The organism is Anaeromicropila populeti, from assembly GCF_900112775.1.
Taxonomy (GTDB): domain Bacteria; phylum Bacillota; class Clostridia; order Lachnospirales; family Lachnospiraceae; genus Anaeromicropila_A; species Anaeromicropila_A populeti.
The window spans coordinates 12,666-32,022 of the sequence record NZ_FOYZ01000016.1; the positions used below are offsets into that span (position 1 = coordinate 12,666).

The 19,357-nt window shown below is 35.7% G+C and carries 16 protein-coding genes; 14 read left to right on the plus strand and 2 right to left on the minus strand.

Features of this window, described 5'->3' with window-relative positions:
* Positions 1 to 19 precede the first annotated feature (19 nt).
* The 8 genes from BM305_RS16120 to BM305_RS16155 all read left to right on the plus strand — a co-directional run bounded on the left by BM305_RS16120 (position 20) and on the right by BM305_RS16155 (position 8,342).
* Positions 20 to 1,330, plus strand: coding sequence for a phenylacetate--CoA ligase family protein (locus tag BM305_RS16120; protein ID WP_092563148.1), 1,311 nt, complete (start codon positions 20 to 22; stop codon positions 1,328 to 1,330).
* A gap of 2 nt (positions 1,331 to 1,332) precedes the next feature.
* Positions 1,333 to 3,153 (plus strand): indolepyruvate ferredoxin oxidoreductase subunit alpha, encoded by a 1,821-nt coding sequence (gene iorA, locus BM305_RS16125; RefSeq protein ID WP_092563151.1) that lies wholly within the window; start codon positions 1,333 to 1,335, stop codon positions 3,151 to 3,153.
* 1 nt (position 3,154) lies between these two features.
* A complete protein-coding gene (locus tag BM305_RS16130) occupies positions 3,155 to 3,724 on the plus strand; it encodes an indolepyruvate oxidoreductase subunit beta (RefSeq protein WP_092563154.1) in 570 nt (189 codons plus the stop codon).
* A 17-nt stretch (positions 3,725 to 3,741) separates the two neighbouring features.
* Positions 3,742 to 4,152 (plus strand): ACT domain-containing protein, encoded by a 411-nt coding sequence (locus BM305_RS16135; protein ID WP_092563157.1) that lies wholly within the window; start codon positions 3,742 to 3,744, stop codon positions 4,150 to 4,152.
* Between the two features lie 25 nt (positions 4,153 to 4,177).
* Positions 4,178 to 5,476, plus strand: coding sequence for a phenylacetate--CoA ligase family protein (locus BM305_RS16140; protein ID WP_092563160.1), 1,299 nt, complete (start codon positions 4,178 to 4,180; stop codon positions 5,474 to 5,476).
* Positions 5,477 to 5,491: 15 nt separating this feature from the next.
* On the plus strand, positions 5,492 to 5,926 hold the full coding sequence (locus BM305_RS16145) for an ACT domain-containing protein (protein ID WP_092563163.1): 435 nt from the start codon (positions 5,492 to 5,494) through the stop codon (positions 5,924 to 5,926).
* 165 nt (positions 5,927 to 6,091) lie between these two features.
* Positions 6,092 to 7,747: a SulP family inorganic anion transporter gene (locus BM305_RS16150; RefSeq protein ID WP_092563166.1), complete on the plus strand. Its 1,656-nt coding sequence runs from the start codon at positions 6,092 to 6,094 to the stop codon at positions 7,745 to 7,747.
* Between the two features lie 157 nt (positions 7,748 to 7,904).
* Positions 7,905 to 8,342: a MarR family winged helix-turn-helix transcriptional regulator gene (locus tag BM305_RS16155; RefSeq protein WP_092563169.1), complete on the plus strand. Its 438-nt coding sequence runs from the start codon at positions 7,905 to 7,907 to the stop codon at positions 8,340 to 8,342.
* Positions 8,343 to 8,422: 80 nt separating this feature from the next.
* Here BM305_RS16155 and BM305_RS16160 read toward each other — a convergent pair whose 3' ends face one another.
* Both BM305_RS16160 and BM305_RS16165 read right to left on the minus strand, forming a co-directional pair.
* A complete protein-coding gene (locus BM305_RS16160) occupies positions 8,423 to 10,087 on the minus strand; it encodes a phosphoenolpyruvate carboxykinase (ATP) (RefSeq protein ID WP_092563172.1) in 1,665 nt (554 codons plus the stop codon).
* Between the two features lie 258 nt (positions 10,088 to 10,345).
* The gene (locus tag BM305_RS16165; protein WP_092563175.1) at positions 10,346 to 12,094 is read right to left on the minus strand and encodes a DUF885 domain-containing protein; all 1,749 of its coding nucleotides are present in this window, start codon (positions 12,092 to 12,094) and stop codon (positions 10,346 to 10,348) included.
* A 483-nt stretch (positions 12,095 to 12,577) separates the two neighbouring features.
* Between BM305_RS16165 and metG the strand changes: the two genes are divergently transcribed.
* From metG to fabF, 6 genes are all read left to right on the plus strand, one after another.
* Entirely contained in the window at positions 12,578 to 14,551 is a 1,974-nt protein-coding gene (metG, locus tag BM305_RS16170; RefSeq protein ID WP_092563178.1) for a methionine--tRNA ligase, read from the plus strand.
* A gap of 85 nt (positions 14,552 to 14,636) precedes the next feature.
* On the plus strand, positions 14,637 to 15,737 hold the full coding sequence (gene glf, locus BM305_RS16175; RefSeq protein WP_092563181.1) for a UDP-galactopyranose mutase: 1,101 nt from the start codon (positions 14,637 to 14,639) through the stop codon (positions 15,735 to 15,737).
* Between the two features lie 33 nt (positions 15,738 to 15,770).
* Entirely contained in the window at positions 15,771 to 16,541 is a 771-nt protein-coding gene (locus BM305_RS16180) for a TatD family hydrolase (protein ID WP_092563184.1), read from the plus strand.
* A gap of 42 nt (positions 16,542 to 16,583) precedes the next feature.
* Positions 16,584 to 17,441 carry a 16S rRNA (adenine(1518)-N(6)/adenine(1519)-N(6))-dimethyltransferase RsmA gene (gene rsmA, locus BM305_RS16185; protein WP_092563187.1) on the plus strand — a complete coding sequence of 286 codons (858 nt, stop codon included), beginning with the start codon at positions 16,584 to 16,586 and terminating at the stop codon, positions 17,439 to 17,441.
* A 418-nt stretch (positions 17,442 to 17,859) separates the two neighbouring features.
* On the plus strand, positions 17,860 to 18,087 hold the full coding sequence (locus BM305_RS16190) for an acyl carrier protein (RefSeq protein WP_092563190.1): 228 nt from the start codon (positions 17,860 to 17,862) through the stop codon (positions 18,085 to 18,087).
* A gap of 34 nt (positions 18,088 to 18,121) precedes the next feature.
* A complete protein-coding gene (fabF, locus tag BM305_RS16195; protein WP_092563193.1) occupies positions 18,122 to 19,357 on the plus strand; it encodes a beta-ketoacyl-ACP synthase II in 1,236 nt (411 codons plus the stop codon).

Sequence of the window (19,357 nt, forward strand, 5' to 3'; positions counted from 1 at the left end):
TATAATGGAGGATGAACAAATGATTTGGGCAAAAGAAGAGACCATGTCCCGAACAGAGCTGGAAAAAATCCAGCTGGAACGATTGCAGGATACGGTAAAGCGTGTTTATGAAAAAGTTCCTGCATATCGGGCAAAAATGGAAACGGCTAATATAAAGCCAGAAGATATAAAGAGCTTAGCGGATTTGGCTAAACTGCCATTTACGGTAAAACAGGACTTGCGTGACAATTATCCATTTGGATTATTTGCAGTTCCCAAAAATGAACTCGTCCGTATTCATGCCTCTAGTGGAACCACTGGAAAGCCAACAGTTGTGGGGTGTACAAAAAATGACTTGGATATGTGGACAGAGTGCGTCACTAGAATAGCCGTAATGGGTGGTGCCAGTAAAGAGGATACAGCACAAATTTGCTTTGGCTATGGAATGTTTACAGGAGCACTGGGATTACACTTTGGATTGGAAAATCTAGGAGTTGCAGTTTGTCCAACTTCCACTGGAAATACAGAAAAGCAGATTATGTACATGAAGGATTTCGAAACCACGGTATTGGTAGCAACTCCTTCTTATGCACTTCATATTGCAGAAGTAGTACATAAAATGGGATTGGATCCTCAAAAAGACCTTAAAGTGAAAATTGGACTTTTTGGTGGAGAAGGCATGACAGAACCTATGAGAGATGAAATGCACCGCTTGTGGGGAAGTGACATGCTTGTTACACAAAATTATGGTATGAGTGAATTAATTGGCCCAGGGGTGTCTGGAGAATGTCCAGAGCTTTGCGGGATGCATATTAATGAAGATTATTTCCTGCCGGAAATTATTGATCCAAATACAGGTGAAGTATTGCCCCCAGGAGAAAAGGGCGAATTAGTCATTACCTGTCTGAAAAAAGAAGCACTTCCGTTAATCCGGTATCGGACAAGGGATATTACTCGTCTTATGTATGAGCCATGTAAATGTGGAAGAACAACTGTCAGAATGGAAAATCTGTCAGGGCGTTCAGATGATATGCTGATTATCAGAGGAGTTAATGTATTTCCATCTCAAATTGAGGAAGTACTTTTGAAAGTAGAAGAAATTGGTGCTCATTATGAGATTACAGTAAATAGAGAAAATCACTTAGATACAATGGAAATAAAAGTTGAGCTTGTAGATGAAGGATTATTAGAATCCTATGCAGCATTAGGTGAACTAGAAAAGAAAATTAAACATCAGCTTAAGACCGTTTTAGGTATTGTTGCGTCGATTAAGCTGGTTGCACCAAACAGTTTGCAAAGATTTGAAGGAAAAGCAAAACGCGTAACTGACTTAAGAAAGGAAGGTATTTAATCGTGGCAGAAACAAAAATTATGTTAGGAAATGAAGCAATTGCCAGAGGAGCATATGAAGCAGGGGTAAAAGTATCTGCGGCATATCCTGGAACACCAAGCACAGAAATAAGTGAGAATATTGTGCAATATAAGGAGATTTATGCAGAATGGTCACCAAATGAAAAGGTTGCCATGGAAGTAGCAATTGGTGCATCGATTAGTGGTGTTCGTGCCATGGCATCTATGAAGCATGTAGGAGTAAATGTGGCAGCGGATCCATTATATACGGTATCTTACATTGGATCTACAGGAGGGCTTGTTTTAGTGGCAGCAGATGATCCAGGACTTTATAGTTCTCAGAATGAACAAGATACCCGTTGTGTGGCAAGAGCAGCACAGGTGCCAGTACTGGAGCCGTCAGACAGCCAGGAAGCAAAAGATTTTGTAAAATTTGCTTTTGATATGAGTGAAAAATATGATACGCCAGTTATTGTCCGGGTTACTACAAGACTGTCCCATTCCCAAGGAATTGTTACTTTGGAAGAAAGAAAAGAAGTAGAAGATAAGGTATATGAGAGAAATATAAGAAAAAATGTTATGATGCCTGGAAATGCAAAATTAAGACATCTGGAAGTAGAGAAAAGAACTAATAATTTAATTCAAGATGGATGCGAATTTTCAATTAATAAAGTAGAAATGAATGATACAAAAATTGGAGTTATTACATCTGGTATTCCATATCAATACGTAAAAGAAGCACTGCCAGAGGCGTCTGTACTAAAGCTTGGTATTGTACATCCTTTGCCAAGAAAGTTAATCGAGGAGTTTGCTGCCAAGGTAGATACGTTGTATATTGTAGAAGAGCTAGATCCAGTAATTGAAGAACAGGTAAAGTCATGGGGCATTAAGGCAATTGGAAAAGAGATTTTTACAGTTCAGGGTGAGTATAGTGCCAATCTTTTAAGAAAGGCTATTTCGGGAACAACAATTAATTTGGATCCACCACCACATGGACATGGAAAGGGACATGGTGTGGCAGAGCAAGAGGCAGTTCAGCCAGAAACAGTAAATTTAGATCCTCCGCCACAAGATATACCGGCACGTCCACCAATTTTATGTCCAGGATGCCCACATAGAAGCGTTTATTCTGTATTAGGTAAATTGAAAATACATGCCGCAGGTGATATTGGATGTTATACGTTAGGAGCAGTAGCACCATTAAATGTTGTTGACACAACAATTTGTATGGGTGCCAGCATTAGTTCCCTTCACGGTATGGAAAAGGCTAAGGGCAAAGACTATATTAAAAACTGGGTAGCAGTCATTGGTGATTCTACTTTTATGCATACAGGAATTAACTCTTTAATGAATATGGCATATAACAAAGGAACTGGAACCGTTATGATTTTGGATAACTCAACAACGGGTATGACTGGACATCAGGATCATGCTGCAACAGGAAAAACATTACAAGGGGAAGAAACGCCGATTATTAGTATTCCAGCATTATGTAAGGCTATGGGCATACAACATGTGATAGAAGTAAATGCATTTGATTTGCCAGAGTTAGAAAGGGTAATTAAGGAAGAAACACAAAGAGATGAAATTTCAGTTATTATTACAAAATCACCTTGTGTATTGCTTAGTAAAGCACCTGTTAAGGTACAGTATACAACTGTTCCGGAAAAATGTAAGAATTGTGGACTTTGTTTAAAACCAGGTTGTCCAGCTATTACAAAGAATGAAAATGGTGTAATTACAATAAATGATACAATGTGCAATGGCTGTGGCTTATGTATGAGTTTGTGCAAATTTGGTGCTATTGAAAAGGTGGGTGAATAATATGGTGACTAAAAATATTATGATAGTTGGTGTCGGTGGACAGGGTACTTTGTTAACAAGCCGTATTCTTGGGGGAATTACATTACAAGCAGGTTTTGATGTAAAGCTTTCCGAAGTTCATGGTATGGCGCAGAGAGGTGGAAGCGTTGTAACTTTTGTCAGATACGGTGAAAAAGTAGCAGAGCCTATTGTAGAGGAAGGCCAGGCAGATGTTTTAATTGCATTTGAACGGTTAGAAGCATTAAGATATGCACATTTTTTGAAAAAGGATGGCGTATTGATTGTTAATGATCAAAGAATTGATCCAATTACGGTTGTAACAGGTGCGGCTGAATATCCAGCTAATATCATTGAAGGGTTAGAAAAGAAATATAAGGTTTTGAAAATAGATGCTATTTCGGAGGCTAGAAAGCTGGGAAATACAAAAGTATTTAATATTATTGTATTAGGACTAGCGGCAAAACATATGGATTTTACATTAGAGGACTGGTATAACGTAATCGAAAAAACAGTTCCACCTAAAACGATTCAAATAAATAAGGAAGCTTTTACGGTAGGATATGAATTGTAGTTTTTTGGAGGTGTGGTATGATAAAACAGTTATCAGTTTTTGTAGAAAATGAAGTCGGAAGCCTGGCAGGTGTTACAGCTGTACTAAAGGAGAATAAAATCAATTTAAAGGCGGCAGCTTCATTTGATACCCCTGAATTTGGTATTATGAGAATTGTAGTGGACCAACCAGAGGAGGCTAAGGCAGTACTGATACAAGAGGGGTTTGTAGTTAAAATTTCAGAAGTAATTGGGGTAGAGCTGGTGGATCAGCCAGGAGATTTGGATCGTGTGCTGCATATTATTGCAGATGCCGGTTTGTGTGTAAATTATATTTATTCGTTTGTGCTTAGGGAGAATAATGCTCCTGTAATGATTTTTCATGTAAATCAATTGAAAATGGCAGAGGAAGTTTTAAAGAATAATAATGTAAAAGTTGTTAATCAATGAATTAGTAAAGTGGAGGAATTTTTGCATGATATGGAATGAAACAAAAGAGTGTATGAGCCGGGACGAGATCGTAACACTTCAAGGTGCTCGCCTAAGAAAAATGGTGGACAGAGTTTACCACAATGTAGAGTTCTATCGTAAGAAGATGCAGCAAATGGGAATTGAACCAGGTGATATTAGAGGGATTGAGGACTTGTCTAAGCTGCCTTATACAACAAAGGATGATTTGAGAGATAATTATCCATTTGGATTATTTGCAGTGCCAGAATCAGAGGTAGTGCGTATTCATGCTTCCTCAGGAACAACAGGCAAGGCAACAGTAGTTGGATATACAAGAAGAGATATTGAAATTTGGCAGGAATGTGTTGCCAGGGTTTTGGCTATGGCGAATGTGGGAAAGAACGATAAAATTCAGGTGTCATATGGTTATGGTCTTTTTACAGGTGGTTTGGGAGTACACTATGGGGCTGAGAATTTAGGGGCAACAGTAGTTCCTATGTCCACTGGTAATTCTAAAAAGCAGATAACTATGATGCAGGATTTCGGGGTAACAGCAATTGCATGTACACCATCGTATTTGTTACATATTGCTGAAACCTTAGAAGAAGCAAATGCTTTGGATAAGATTAAGCTGCGTGCAGCAATTTGTGGTGCAGAACCATGGACAGATAATATGAGACGAGAAATCGAGAGAAAGCTAAACATTAAAGCTTATGATATTTATGGATTAAGTGAAATAATGGGACCTGGTGTTGCTTCTGATTGTGATTATCATTGTGGGTTACATGTATTTGAAGATCATTTTGTTCCAGAAATAATAAATCCAGAGACTTTACAGCCAGTAGAAGCAGGTGAAACAGGAGAATTAGTATTTACTACTGTTACGAAGGAAGCTCTGCCGCTTATTAGGTACCGTACAAAGGATTTAACCAGTATTACCTATGACAAATGTGAATGTGGCAGAACGCTTGCAAGAATATCGAGATTTAAAGGACGTTCTGATGACATGCTTATTATTAGGGGTGTAAATGTATTTCCATCACAAATTGAGGCAGCATTGTTGGAAATTGGTGAAACAAGTCCTCATTACTTAATGATTGTTGATCGTATTAATAATTTGGATAATCTGGAAGTGTGGGTAGAGGTAGAAGAACGTTTCTTTTCTGATGAAATTAAGCAGTTAGAGGGTCTGACAAAAAAGATTGCTCATGTATTACAGAATGCAATTGGCCTAGCTGTAAAGGTTAAATTAGTAGAGCCAAAAACAATAGAGCGTAGTGAGGGTAAAGCAAAAAGAGTTATTGACAAGCGGAAACTGGTTTAAGAGGAGGTATCATATATGTTTGTAAAGCAATTATCTGTTTTTATTGAAAATAGAGAGGGTCGTCTGGAGAAAGTAACCGAGACTTTGTCAAATCATAATATAAATATTGTTTCTTTAAGTCTGGCAGATACTTCAGAATATGGAATGCTGCGGCTTATTGTTTCAGATCCAGACAAGGGAAAACAGGTTTTAAAGGAAAACGGTTTTTCTGCTATGCTTACGGATGTACTTGCCGTCAGACTTCCACATGATGTAGGAATGTTACAAAAGCTTTTGCAGATATTTTTTGAGGTTAATTTAAATGTTGAATATATGTATGTATTAGGAACTGGAGAAGAAAATGCATCTATTATTGTAAAAGTGAGTGATCCAAAAAAGGCAGTGGAGGCATTAGCTGCAAATAATCTTAGTGTGTTTACAGCAGAGGAAGCATATAGTATTAATAAGTAATAGTATTGCAAAAATAAAAAACCTATAGATATTTGAATTTTGTATTGATATTTTAAAGTTATGTGTATATACTAATATTCAGAATAAATTTCCCCATCATTTTTGGTGGGGATTTTTTATGGTAAAATTGATCAGTATTGTTGAATACTAAAGGAGAGAAATGAAATGTACAAATTAAAGCCAAAGTTATTTTCTGTTATGAAAACCTATTCAAAAGAGCAATTTGTGAAGGATGTGGTATCTGGAATCATTGTTGCTATTATTGCACTGCCACTTTCTATTGCACTGGCGCTGGCGTCAGGTGTAGGCCCAGAGCAGGGGTTATATACGGCAATTGTTGCAGGTTTTGTAATATCCTTCTTAGGTGGCAGCAGGGTACAGATAGCGGGACCCACCGCAGCGTTTGCTTCTATTGTAGCCAGTATTGTGGCGAGAAATGGAATGGATGGATTAGTAGTTGCAACTATTATGGCAGGTATCATGTTAATTATTATGGGTATTTTTAAATTTGGAAGTTTAATAAAATACATACCATATACCATTACAACAGGATTTACATCAGGAATTGCAGTTACCATTTTCATTGGACAAATTAAAGACTTCTGCGGCTTAACGTTTCATTCTTCTCCAGTGGAAACCTTAGAAAAAGCTAGAGAGTGCTTTGCAAGTATAGCCACATTAAATTGGCAGGCATTACTGGTAGGAGCAGTATGCCTTACTATCTTAATCATATGGCCTAAAATAAGCAGCCGGATTCCGGGATCATTAATTGCAGTACTGGCTGGTATTTTTATGGTAAAAATATTTAACATGGAAGTGAATACAATAGGCTCTCTTTATGATATATCTAATAAGCTGCCATCACTGTCAATTCCAGCTGTTAATTTTTCTACAGTTAAAAACTTAGTACCAGATGCATTTACAATTGCAATTTTGGCAGGAATTGAGTCACTGCTCTCCTGTGTGGTTTCCGACGGAATGATAGGAAGCAGGCATCGTTCTAATATGGAACTCATCGCACAGGGTGCTGGAAATATTGGTTCCGCGCTATTTGGAGGAATTCCAGCAACTGGAGCAATAGCAAGAACAGCTGCAAATGTAAAAAATGGAGGAAGAACTCCAGTGGCAGGTATGGTGCATTCTATTGCGCTTGTTCTTATTCTGGTGGTTTTAATGCCATATGCAGCATTAATTCCTATGCCGGCTATTGCGGCTATTCTATTTATGGTGGCATACAATATGAGTGAATGGAGGGAGTTCTTATCCTTATTAAAAACATCGCCAAAAAGTGATATTATTGTTTTAGTAACAACGTTTGTATTAACAGTGGTATTTGATTTAGTTGTTGCAATTGAAGTGGGAATTGTGCTGGCAGCAATGTTATTTATGAAAAGAATGGCAGAGGTAACGCAGATAGCAGGATGGAAATATATTGATGAGGAAGAGGAAAATGAAAATGATCCAGATAGAATCAGTTTAAGGGTAGTTCCAAAAAATACCCTTGTCTATGAAATTGTTGGGCCAATGTTTTTTGCAGCAACGGAAAAATTTATGAATATACCAACAGAAAAAAATATTAATGCTATTATTTTACGTATGAAGGGTGTTCCTGCAATGGATGCAACGGCGGTGCATTTTCTTGAAAATGTGGTAAAAAAGTGCAAGAAAAATGAAATTACGCTGATTCTGTCACATGTACAAGAACAGCCAATGTCATTGCTAAAGAAGGCTGGTCTAAACAAAGAAATAGGAAGTGAAAATTTTTGTGCTAACATAGATGAAGCGCTGATTCGAGCAAAAAATTTAAAAAAGGAAAGATGATAAATAATATAAGCAAAGACGGAGGAAGTTTCAGAATATGCTGGGATGTCAGAAAACGATAGCGTATCACCTATGGTATTACTTGAACCATTACTATTTATAATGTATAATAAATATAAAATAGGTTAAAATAGCTTATGGTAGAGTAGGTGATAAAATGGAAACAAGTGAGACAATTAATGACCTGTTGATTAAGTTATTGGATGATATAGTAAAATTGGAACAAAAGGCAGTTATTACGGGGGAGTTTAAGGATATCTCCAGTAATGATCTGCATATTATAGATGCAATTGGTTCAAAAAGTGCCAGAAATATGTCTGCGGTTGCAAAAAGCTTAAAGGTAACAGTGGGAACTCTCACCATAGCAATTAACAGTCTAGTAAAAAAAGGATACGTACAGCGTACCCGAAGTGATCAGGATCGTCGGGTTGTTTTAATAACTTTAAGTGAAAAAGGAGAAAAGGCATTTGCACATCATCAAAGATTTCATAAAGAAATGGTAGAGGGTGTGTTGGATAAGCTGAGTCAGAATGAAGCTGATATGTTGGTCAGCGCATTAAAAAGCATTAGTGCATTTTTAAGCCAGTATCATTAATAATGAAAATAAAATTACCCTGCTAGTTTGTACACATGATAGGTATAAACTAGCAGGGTAATAATTATTTAACTATATTATTATAAAGAAGATACAACTTTTTCAAGAGCAGCTAATGCGTCTTCTGGAAGTTTGTCATAACCATCTTTAAATGTTTCACGAGATTTAACGAATTGAACACGGTCATTCATACGAGCCTTTAAGGAAGCAGCATATTCTGGGTCGTTAAGATTTGGTACAAAACCTTCCCATTCGAAGATTTCGATATCTTCAAAGTTACCCCATTGTTTAAATGTAGCAGTTCCTTCAACAACAGCTTCAATAACGCCTAAAGTGTCCTTAGGTTGAACTTTTTTACCCATGAAGTCACCAGTGTTAATAATGTAGCAGTCTACATTACGTTCAGCAACTAATTTTTTGAATTTTTCATAGTCATTTACTAATGGATAAGTTCTAAATGGATTTGCATATGGTTCTACAACTAATGCGTTAGGATCTACACCAGCAGCAAGTCTTTCAGCTGAAGATCTCTTAGTTGCTAAAGTAGCACCCATAACGGAAGCTAAAGAAGCACCTTTTAATTTGATAATTGGTGGAATAGTAGGGTCCTTCATAATCCAGAAAATAGCATTAACTGGCTCTTCAATTTTATCTACACGGTTTGGAGACCATAATTTTGATTTAATAGCTCGTCCGTTACCATTTCTAATATCTTCAGTAACTAAAACAACTTTACCATCTTCATCAATTGTTGCAGAACAGTTCTGAGCAGTTAATAAATATTTGTTATCATCACAGTATGTTGGATAATCAGATGTCTTATCAAAGTAAGTTGGTTCCATAGCAATAGAAGAACCTGTCTCAGCATTAATAATAAATGCATCATCATGAAGAACAGTTACATCATATTTTCCGCCATGCTTTGCATGTGTAATAGTAGATTTACCTGATCCAGAAAGACCAAATACAGATGCAACATAAGATTTTCCTTCACCAAGGTTGTATCTCTTTTGTCCACCATGACAAGAAGCATAACCGTTACGGTTAGCAACAGCCCATCCAATAGTAAGAGTTCCTTTTTTATGTTCACCAAAATATCTCATACCTAAAATGGCAGCACAGTTTTGGGATGTGTTAAAATAAGAAATACATTTTGGATCATAAGCTGGATTAGTAGTGCCAACCCATTGTGGATCAGAGAAAATATAGATATCAGGTTCATTACCTACAGGTTTTGAATTTTTATACATTTTAACATATTCTTCAGACATGTACTGGAAGTTCAATAACCAAGAGTACATAACGTTTTCTTCGCCTTCTGGAATTAAAAGATGAACTTTTACCATAAATTCTGGATCTAATCCGATAAAAGCTTCTGCATGATACATAGTTTTCCATCTTGCATCATAGATAGCATCCATAACGATTTTATCTAATTCATCGCAGTTTACGTTAGGTTCTCCAGCAATTCTTCTTGCAGCAGCATAACGTCCAGTAATAGAACCATCGTTAAATAAAAGAACTTTAGCATCTTTTTCAAGGCCAAATTCTTCTCCTCTATAAACAGGCATATCTGTAACAACTGTTCCCGGTGAGTTTTTAGCTAACTCATAAGCTTCCTTTAAGGTGTTTACTTTAACTACGTTATTTCCATAAAAAGCAGCTTCAATTATGGAACGAGTTTTTGCAAAACCTGGTTTACCTGCACCAATTTCGTCTTTTTTAAAATAAGCTCTTGTTGACATGTATTGTTTCCTCCTGAATTTTATATATTTACCACAAAAAAATGTGGTATAAAGCAAGTTTTATTTGTTAAAAACATAACTAATCAGTTCAAATGCAATATACAAATATCAATCGTTTTCCACTCTAAGTATAATTCATGTGGTTGTAAATGTCAATATTTTTCACAAAAAAAATGAAAAAAATCAGGCATTACATCAAAACAAAAGTGTTTTTGTGTATTGCCTGATTTTACAAGATAAAAAAATTTAAATTTTAAACTATTGCTGCTCCGCAATCCATTTATCTAAGTATTTGTCAAGCACATAAAATTGGCAGGGACCCATATCCAGAATAAATTTATGAAAATTTAGCAGAATAAATTTTTGACCAAGTGCTTTTTCAGCTTTCTCTTTCAGTTGGGCAAGTTCTAGGTAGCCTACTGTATATTTTAAATAATTACAAGGTTCTCCAATGATAGCATTGTAAATGGAGAGTAAGCTGTCTGTATTGGTCAGTCCATATGTCTGCAAATATTTATAAGTCTCTTTTAAATCCCAGCCATAGTAGTGTATGCCAATATCAACTTTTGCATACAGGCAAAGAGTTGCAATCATGTTATTGATTAGAACTTCAGTTAAATTTTCATCAAGTCCAGAAAGCTTATAGGAATATAACTCCACATAGGTTGCCCAGCCTTCTGCATAGCCTCCAAAACCTAAAATGCAGCGTATTGGATTAGGATGCTGTTGGTTATAATATACATTTTGGTATAAGTGACCAGGATAACCTTCATGTGCCACAGTTGTAAAAATATCGTTTAAATCATATTGATCACTTCCATTAATATAGATAGAATTCTCATTGTAACAATCTAATGCAGGTGTTAAATAAAATGCAGGACTTAAATAATTTTCTAGTGATTCGGGCACGTACTTGATAGAACAGTTAACCTCTTCTAGTGGAGGAAAATCAGCAGAAACTGCCTCTTGCAGGTAATCAAGAATTTCCTCGGGATTAGTAAGCGGGTAATCATAGGTTTGAATCTTTTCGTAAATAGAAGCATCGTCGTTGGCGATTTGTTTTATATTTTGGATGCAGCTGGATATTGTTGCATCTAACAATTTATCAATTTCCTTTACTGATTTGTCTGAACCGGTGTAGATTCGTACTAAATGTTCATAATATTCCTTTCCATTTGGAAGGTGAGAAAGTCCATATTCATTTTTAGTAGTACCTTTTAAGGTGGAAAGCTCTGTAATAAGGTATTCATATGCAGGAAGTACGTACTCTAGCACTGCTGTTTTATTTTTATTTTTAAAAGCTTCCGCCTCTGCTTCTGAAAGACCTTCAAAAGAATCGATTTTTTCATTAAATATGTCAATTAAATAATTATTTTCTTTTGATTTAGAAAAAGTAGTACATTGTTCAATAATTTGGTTTAGGGTAGTGTCGCTCATAAATAACCCTTTTTTAGATTTTGTTTTTTCAAATTCAACAATTTCAGAAAAGTAATCTTTAATAGTGGAGAGTAATTGAATGTAATTTGCGATATCCTCCTTGTCATAAAAATTGTATTCTGCTAAGAGAACTGGTAATTGTGCCTGTAGTCCTGTAGTAGGGCTTAAAATTTCGTTATATAGTATTAATTTACCTGGTACACATTGATCCTGTAAATAGTTATAAAGAACGTCGTATGTAATTTGTTGTTCTTCTGTTAATGAATCATATGGGTAAGATTTGAGTACCTTTATATAATTTTCGGCAGCAGCATAATCTTCTTTTATTGACTTGGCAGAATATTCGCCAAAGGTTGGCTCAATTTCCTTAATGCCAAAGTTTTCAGGATGTGCAAGGGTGTAATTTAAAGTAATGCTGTCAGAGTTTACTTCTTTCTGAAATAGTTTGGTGATGTATTCATCATAGGTGAGATCTGTATATTCTTTCGGAATATCAGATTGTTTACAACTTGTAATTGATATTACAAGAAGAAAAATAAGAAAAACAGATATAATTTTTTTGAATTTCATAATGAGGTTGATATAGAAACTATATCGTAACTCCTTTCGGCAGCCAATATTGCTTTTTACATGTATATTCAATTTGGTGTAAAACAATGCCCAGGCAAAATGTATCTTGACAAATATTAGAATAGAAGCTAAACTTAATTACAATACATGAAAAGACAAAGAAAAGAAGAGTAAGCATTGGATATATCTACAGAGAACCCTGGTTGCTGAGAAAGGGGATATGGCGGCTGCCTGCGTGAAAATGCTGAATATGGTCTTGGAGTTGCGCACTGAGAGCAGATGCTTTAGGCTGCGACGGGTTCACCCGTTATAGTGATAGACTGTCAGCCAGATGAGAATTTTGGCAGCCGAAGAGGTCTTTGCTGTGAGGCAGAGATAAATTAAAGTGGTATCACGGGTTATACTCGTCTTTAAATAAATGATTATTTAAAGGCGTTTTTTTTATGTGATAGGAAATTATCATTAATTATTGGAGGGATTACAATGGAAAAAAAACCTTATTATTTAACAACAGCGATTGCATATACTTCTGGAAAACCCCATATTGGAAATACCTACGAGGTAGTTTTAGCAGACAGTATTGTTCGTTTTAAAAGATTGCAGGGATATGATGTTCATTTTCAGACGGGAACAGATGAGCATGGGCAAAAAATTGAGTTAAAGGCAGCAGAAGCAGGGATTACACCAAAGGAATATGTGGATACGATAGCTGGACAAATAAAGAGCATCTGGGACTTGATGAATACATCATATGATAAGTTTATTCGCACAACAGATGGAGAGCATGAAAAGCAGGTTCAGAAAATTTTTAAAAAGCTATACGAGCAAGGTGACATTTACAAGGGGCATTATGAAGGAATGTATTGTACACCATGTGAGTCGTTTTTTACTGCTTCTCAGCTGGTAGATGGAAAGTGTCCTGACTGTGGAAGAGAATGTCAGCCAGCAAAAGAAGAAGCTTATTTCTTAAAGCTTAGTAAGTATACACAACGATTAATTGATCATATAAACGCTCATCCAGAATTTATTCAGCCAGAATCCAGAAAGAACGAAATGATGAATAACTTTTTACTTCCTGGATTGCAGGATTTGTGTGTTTCCAGAACATCATTTAAGTGGGGAATTCCAGTAGACTTTGATGATAAACATGTTGTATATGTGTGGCTGGATGCGCTAAGTAACTATATAACAGGATTGGGATTTGATTTAGACGGAAAAAGTGATGAATTATATGAAAAATTCTGGCCAGCTGACCTTCATTTGATAGGAAAAGATATTTTAAGATTTCATACCATTTACTGGCCAATCATGTTAATGGCATTGGATTTACCACTTCCTAAGCAGATTTTTGGGCACCCATGGTTAATTCAAAATGATGGGAAAATGAGCAAATCCAAAGGAAATGTATTATATGCCGATGAATTAGTAGACTTTTTCGGAGTAGATGCTGTACGTTATTTTGTACTGCATGAAATGCCATTTGATAATGATGGAGTGATTTCCTGGGAACTGCTAGTGGAAAGATTAAACTCCGATTTGGCAAATACACTGGGAAATCTGGTGAACCGCACAATTTCTATGAGTAATAAATATTTTGGCGGAATTGTGACAAATGCTGGAGTGAAAGAAGCCGTTGATGAAGAATTAATTCAGTTAACATTGGAGACACCAAAAAAGGTAGTTGAAAAAATGAATAAGCTTCGCGTGGCAGATGCCATTTCCGAAATATTTACATTGTTTAAGCGCTGTAATAAATATATTGATGAAACAATGCCATGGGCATTGGCAAAGGATGAAGACAAAAAAACAAGATTGGAAACCGTATTATATCACCTTGTAGAAAGCATTGCAGTGGGAGCCAGTTTATTAGAACCATTTATGACAGAAACAGCTGAGAAAATTTTGCTTCAGCTAAATGCAAAGAAACGCAGCCTGGACGAAATGGATTCATATGGACTTTATGTTTCTGGAACAAAAGTGGTTGAAAAACCAGAAATTTTATTTGCACGTTTAGATTTAAATGAAGTTCTTGCTAAGGTGGAAGAGAAGAAAAATGCAGAGGAAGCACGTGCACATAAAGACGAAGAAGCTTCGGGTGAAAGTGAAGCAGTTATAGAAATTGAGCCAAAAGAAGAAATTTCTTATGATGATTTTATGAAAATGCAGTTTCAGGTGGGAGAAATTATTGCTTGTGAGGAAGTAAAGAAATCCAAAAAGCTATTATGTTCTCAAGTGAAGATTGGTAACCAAGTGAAACAGATTGTATCGGGAATTAAGCAGCACTATTCGGCCGAGGAAATGGTAGGAAAGAAAGTGATGGTATTGGTAAACCTGAAACCAGCAAAGCTTGCAGGTGTAGTATCAGAGGGAATGCTATTATGCGCTGAGGACGAAAACGGAAGCCTTGCATTAATGGTACCTGAAAAGCCAATGCCAGCAGGGGCGGAAATTTGTTAATGTAAATGGATAATTGACTTGCTGTCTTTGTAATACTACGAGTAGGCACTAGTATTGCAAAGACATGCATGAAGGAGACACGAAATTGAATTATGATTATTTAATTGTTGGTGCAGGATTATATGGAGCAGTATTTGCCCATGAAGCAAGAAAAAAAGGAAAATCCTGCTTAGTCATTGACAAGAGAGAACATCTGGGCGGTAATATTTATTGCGAAGAAATCAAAGGAATTCAAGTGCATAAGTATGGAGCACATATTTTGCACACTTCAAATAAAAAAGTATGGGATTATATGAATCAGTTTTGTGAGTTTAATCAATATATAAACTCACCTGTTGCCATGTATAAAGATGAATTATATAACTTGCCATTTAACATGAACACTTTTAGTAAATTATGGGGAATTCGGACTCCAGCAGAAGCAAAAAAAATAATTCAGTCACAAATTGCAAGCTTGAATATAATCGAACCAAAAAATCTGGAGGAGCAGGCACTTTCTTTGGTTGGCACAGATGTATATGAAAAACTGATTAAGGGATACACAGAAAAGCAATGGGGGCGGTCGTGCAGGGATCTTCCAGCATTTATTATAAAAAGACTCCCACTCCGTTTTACGTATGATAATAATTATTTTAATGATCGTTATCAAGGAATTCCAATTGGTGGATATACAAAAGTTATCGAAAAGATGTTAGAAGGTGTGGATGTACAATTAAACACAGATTATCTGGAGAACCGCCAGGAGTTAAATAAGCTTTCAAAAAATATTATTTACACAGGAATGATAGATGCGTATTTTGACTATAAGCTTGGGGTACTAGAATATCGTTCTGTGCGGTTTGAAACGGAAGAATTGGATACCGATAATTTTCAGGGAAATGCGGTTATTAATTATACAGAAAAAGAAGTACCGTTTACCAGAATTATAGAGCATAAGCATTTTGAGTTTGGAAACCAGCCTGTAACGGTTATTTCAAAAGAATATCCTAGTGAGTGGAGCAAAGGAGAGGAACCTTATTATCCAATTAATAACGACAAAAATAATGCACTTTATGAGGAGTACAGAAAATTGGCTCAGATGGAATCTAGAATTATTTTTGGAGGACGATTAGGCGAGTATAAGTATTACGATATGGATAAAGTAATTGAGGCTGCATTGTTAAAAGCAGAAGAAATTTTAGTCTAAAGAAATTTCAGTAATTGGAAGTGGGAGGTGCATATGATAGTAGACAGTCATGCACATTATGAAGATGAGCGGTTTAATGAGGACAGGGAAGAGCTATTAAAAAGTTTATATGAAAACGGGATCGAGTTAGTTGTAAATGTAGCATCTAGTATGGAAACTATCAAAAAAACAGTAGAACTGACAGAAAAATTTGATTTTGTATATGGAGCTGTGGGAGCACATCCAGAGGAATGTGCCAATTTATCAGAGCAAGACATAGAGATAATTAAGGAAAATTCAAAAAAAGAAAAAATTATGGCAATTGGAGAAATCGGGTTAGATTATTACTGGGATGAACCAGAACGGATAATTCAGAAAAAATGGTTTGAAAGGCAGCTGGACCTGGCAAGGGAGGTTAACCTGCCTGTAATTATTCACAGCAGAGATGCAGCGCAGGACACACTTTCTATTATGAAAGAAAAAAAAGCAGATCAAATCGGTGGTGTAGTTCACTGCTTTTCCTATGGCGTTGAGATGGCAAGGGAATATTTGAATATGGGATTTTATCTTGGGATTGGTGGAGTGATAACATTCTCGAATGGTAAGAAGCTAAAAGAAGTAGTTCAGTATGCTCCTTTAGAATCTCTGGTGCTGGAAACAGATTGTCCTTATTTATCACCAGTTCCTAACAGGGGGAAGAGAAATTCTTCATTAAATTTGATTTATGTGGCAGAAGAAATTGCAAAAATAAAAAATATAGACTGTGATACGGTTATTAATGTAACTACCAGAAATTCAAAACAAATGTATGGTTTGAAACTATAAGTATTTGATTTTGGAGAATAAACGAGGATAGAGAGGTATTTTATGGCAACATTAGGAAACCCCCAAAATACAATAGCAATTTTAAATAAATATAATTTTACGTTCCAAAAAAAGTTTGGTCAGAACTTTTTGATTGATACCCACGTATTAAATAAAATTATAGCATCTGCTCACATTTCAAAAGAGGATTTTGTTTTAGAAATAGGACCAGGAATTGGAACTATGACGCAATACTTATGCGAAGCAGCAAGAGAAGTGACAGCAGTGGAGATTGATAAAAATCTGATTCCGATTTTGGAGCAGGACACTTTGTCAGAGTATGATAATGTGACGGTTATTAATCAGGATATTTTAAAGCTTGACTTAAATCAGCTGGTAATGGAACGAAATGACGGGAAACCAATTAAAGTGGTAGCGAATCTTCCCTATTATATTACAACTCCTATTATAATGGCATTGTTTGAAAAGGGTATTCCTATTGAAAATATTACGGTTATGGTGCAAAAGGAAGTAGCCCAGAGAATGCAGGCGGGACCTGGCTCAAAGGAATATGGAGCATTATCGTTGGCAGTACAGTATTATGCTGAACCATACATTGTGGCGAATGTACCGGCCAATTGTTTTATGCCACGTCCAACAGTAGGTTCGGCAGTGATACAGCTAAAAAGACATACAACTCCTTGTGTTATAGTAAAGGATGAAAAACTAATGTTTCAGCTCATCAGGGCTTCCTTTAATCAAAGAAGAAAAACATTGCTGAATGGGTTGAATAACTCAGCAGAATTGTCATTTTCAAAAGAGGAAATCTTAGCAGCATTTGAGAAAGCTGGAATTTCTCCTACAACAAGAGGAGAGGCTCTTACCTTAGAGGAATTTGCAAAGCTGGCAAATTCATTTTAAAGGATAAAATTGAAAGTACTGTTGCACTGGGAAAAGTCTACGTTTCGACAGTATCTTCATACTGAATTTATTAAAAAATTTTTTATAAAAAGGAATATGAATAGAATTTATAATAACAGTCCAACAATCTGTAGATGTAGAGTTTGTTGGACTTGTTTTGTGTACAGAAAAAAGTGATATATTAAGAAAATATAAAAAGTATAATAAAAGCATAATATAAAATAAACAAATTATTAACAAAGTATAAATGTATTACATATTGACATTTAGTAGTGTTTCCATTAACATATAACTAACTGAATATAATTCATGTTTTTGGCGAAAATTGTCTGATAAAATATGAAACAGATAAAATTTACCGGAAAGTAAGGAAAAAGGAAGGAGAATGTATGATTAGTAGTGATCATACAACGTACATATGGAAATATTTGAAAAAATTAAAAAAATAATTAATGAAAACTTTACAATTGAGGGAAAATTAACAGAAGAAACCAATATTACAGAAGGTTTGGGGTTGGATTCTTTTGACTTTGTAACATTAGTAACAACTTTAGAAGAGGAGTTCAATATCGAAATTGCAGAAGAAGAAATGTATCAAATTAAGACATTAGAAGATGCGGTTCAAATAATACAAAAAAAATTATAATGGAGTTTTTAGGTGGAGTGCAAAGGAGAAGAAAATGAAAAGAGTAGTAGTTACAGGGTTAGGAACTATAACTTCACTGGGATATAATGTAGAAGAAGTATGGTCAAATACACGTAATTCTTATTGTTCTATTGAACCAATTACTTTATTTGATACTGAGGATTCAAGTGTTAAGGTTGCAGCAGAAGTCAAAAACTACAATTCCAAAGATTTTTTTACATCATTTAACAGCAAGAAATATAACCGGTTTACACAATTTGCATTAATTGCGTCAGCAGAAGCATACAAAGATGCTGGCATTACAGATAATAGCGTAAATTCTAATAGAGTAGCGGTTGTATATGGTTCTGGAATTGGTGGTGATACGATTGGAAAAGAATATGAAACCTGTATGACAAAGGGATCAAAATATGTATCACCCTTATTATTGCCTGGAAATTTAGTGAATATGGCTGCTGCTAATATTGCTATGGAGTACAAGGCAAATGGAACATGTATGAGTCTTGTTGCCGCATGTGCTACAGGAACGGATTGTATTGGAACAGCATTTCGACATATTCAATTTGGTATGGCTGATATTGTAATAGCAGGAGCTACAGAGGCTTGTATTAATCCTTTAGTTGTAGCAGGCTTTGCATCATTAAAAGCGGTTTCGCGGACAGAAGATAAAACAAGAGCATCCATTCCATTTGATAAAGAGAGAAGTGGATTTGTAATGGGAGAAGGAGCAGCTACTTTAATCTTAGAAGAGTATGAACATGCATTGAAACGAAATGCAAAAATTTACGCAGAAATTGCAGGGTTTGGTACAACCTGTGATGCATATAAAATAGTTTCTCCCAATCCGGATATGACTCAGGCTAAAAGAGCAATGGAAGATGCAGTAAAGGATGCAGGAATTACCGTTGGAGATATTTCATACATTAACGCACATGGTACCAGTACAGGGCTTAATGATAAATATGAATCTATTATGATTGAAGATATGTACTATAAAAATGGAAATACAGTACCAGTTAGTTCAACAAAGTCTATGATGGGGCATGCATTAGGGGCAGCGGGTGCAATTGAGGCAGTGTTAAGTATAAAGGCACTAGAGGATAGTTTTATTCCGGAAACGGTGGGGTATAAAACTTATGACGAAGACTGTAGGTTAGATTTTGTAACAGGTCATGGCAGAACAAAAGAGCTTCATTATGTGCAATCCAATTCCTTTGGATTTGGAGGACACAATTCTGTTTTAGTATTCAGAAATAGCAAATTACTGTAA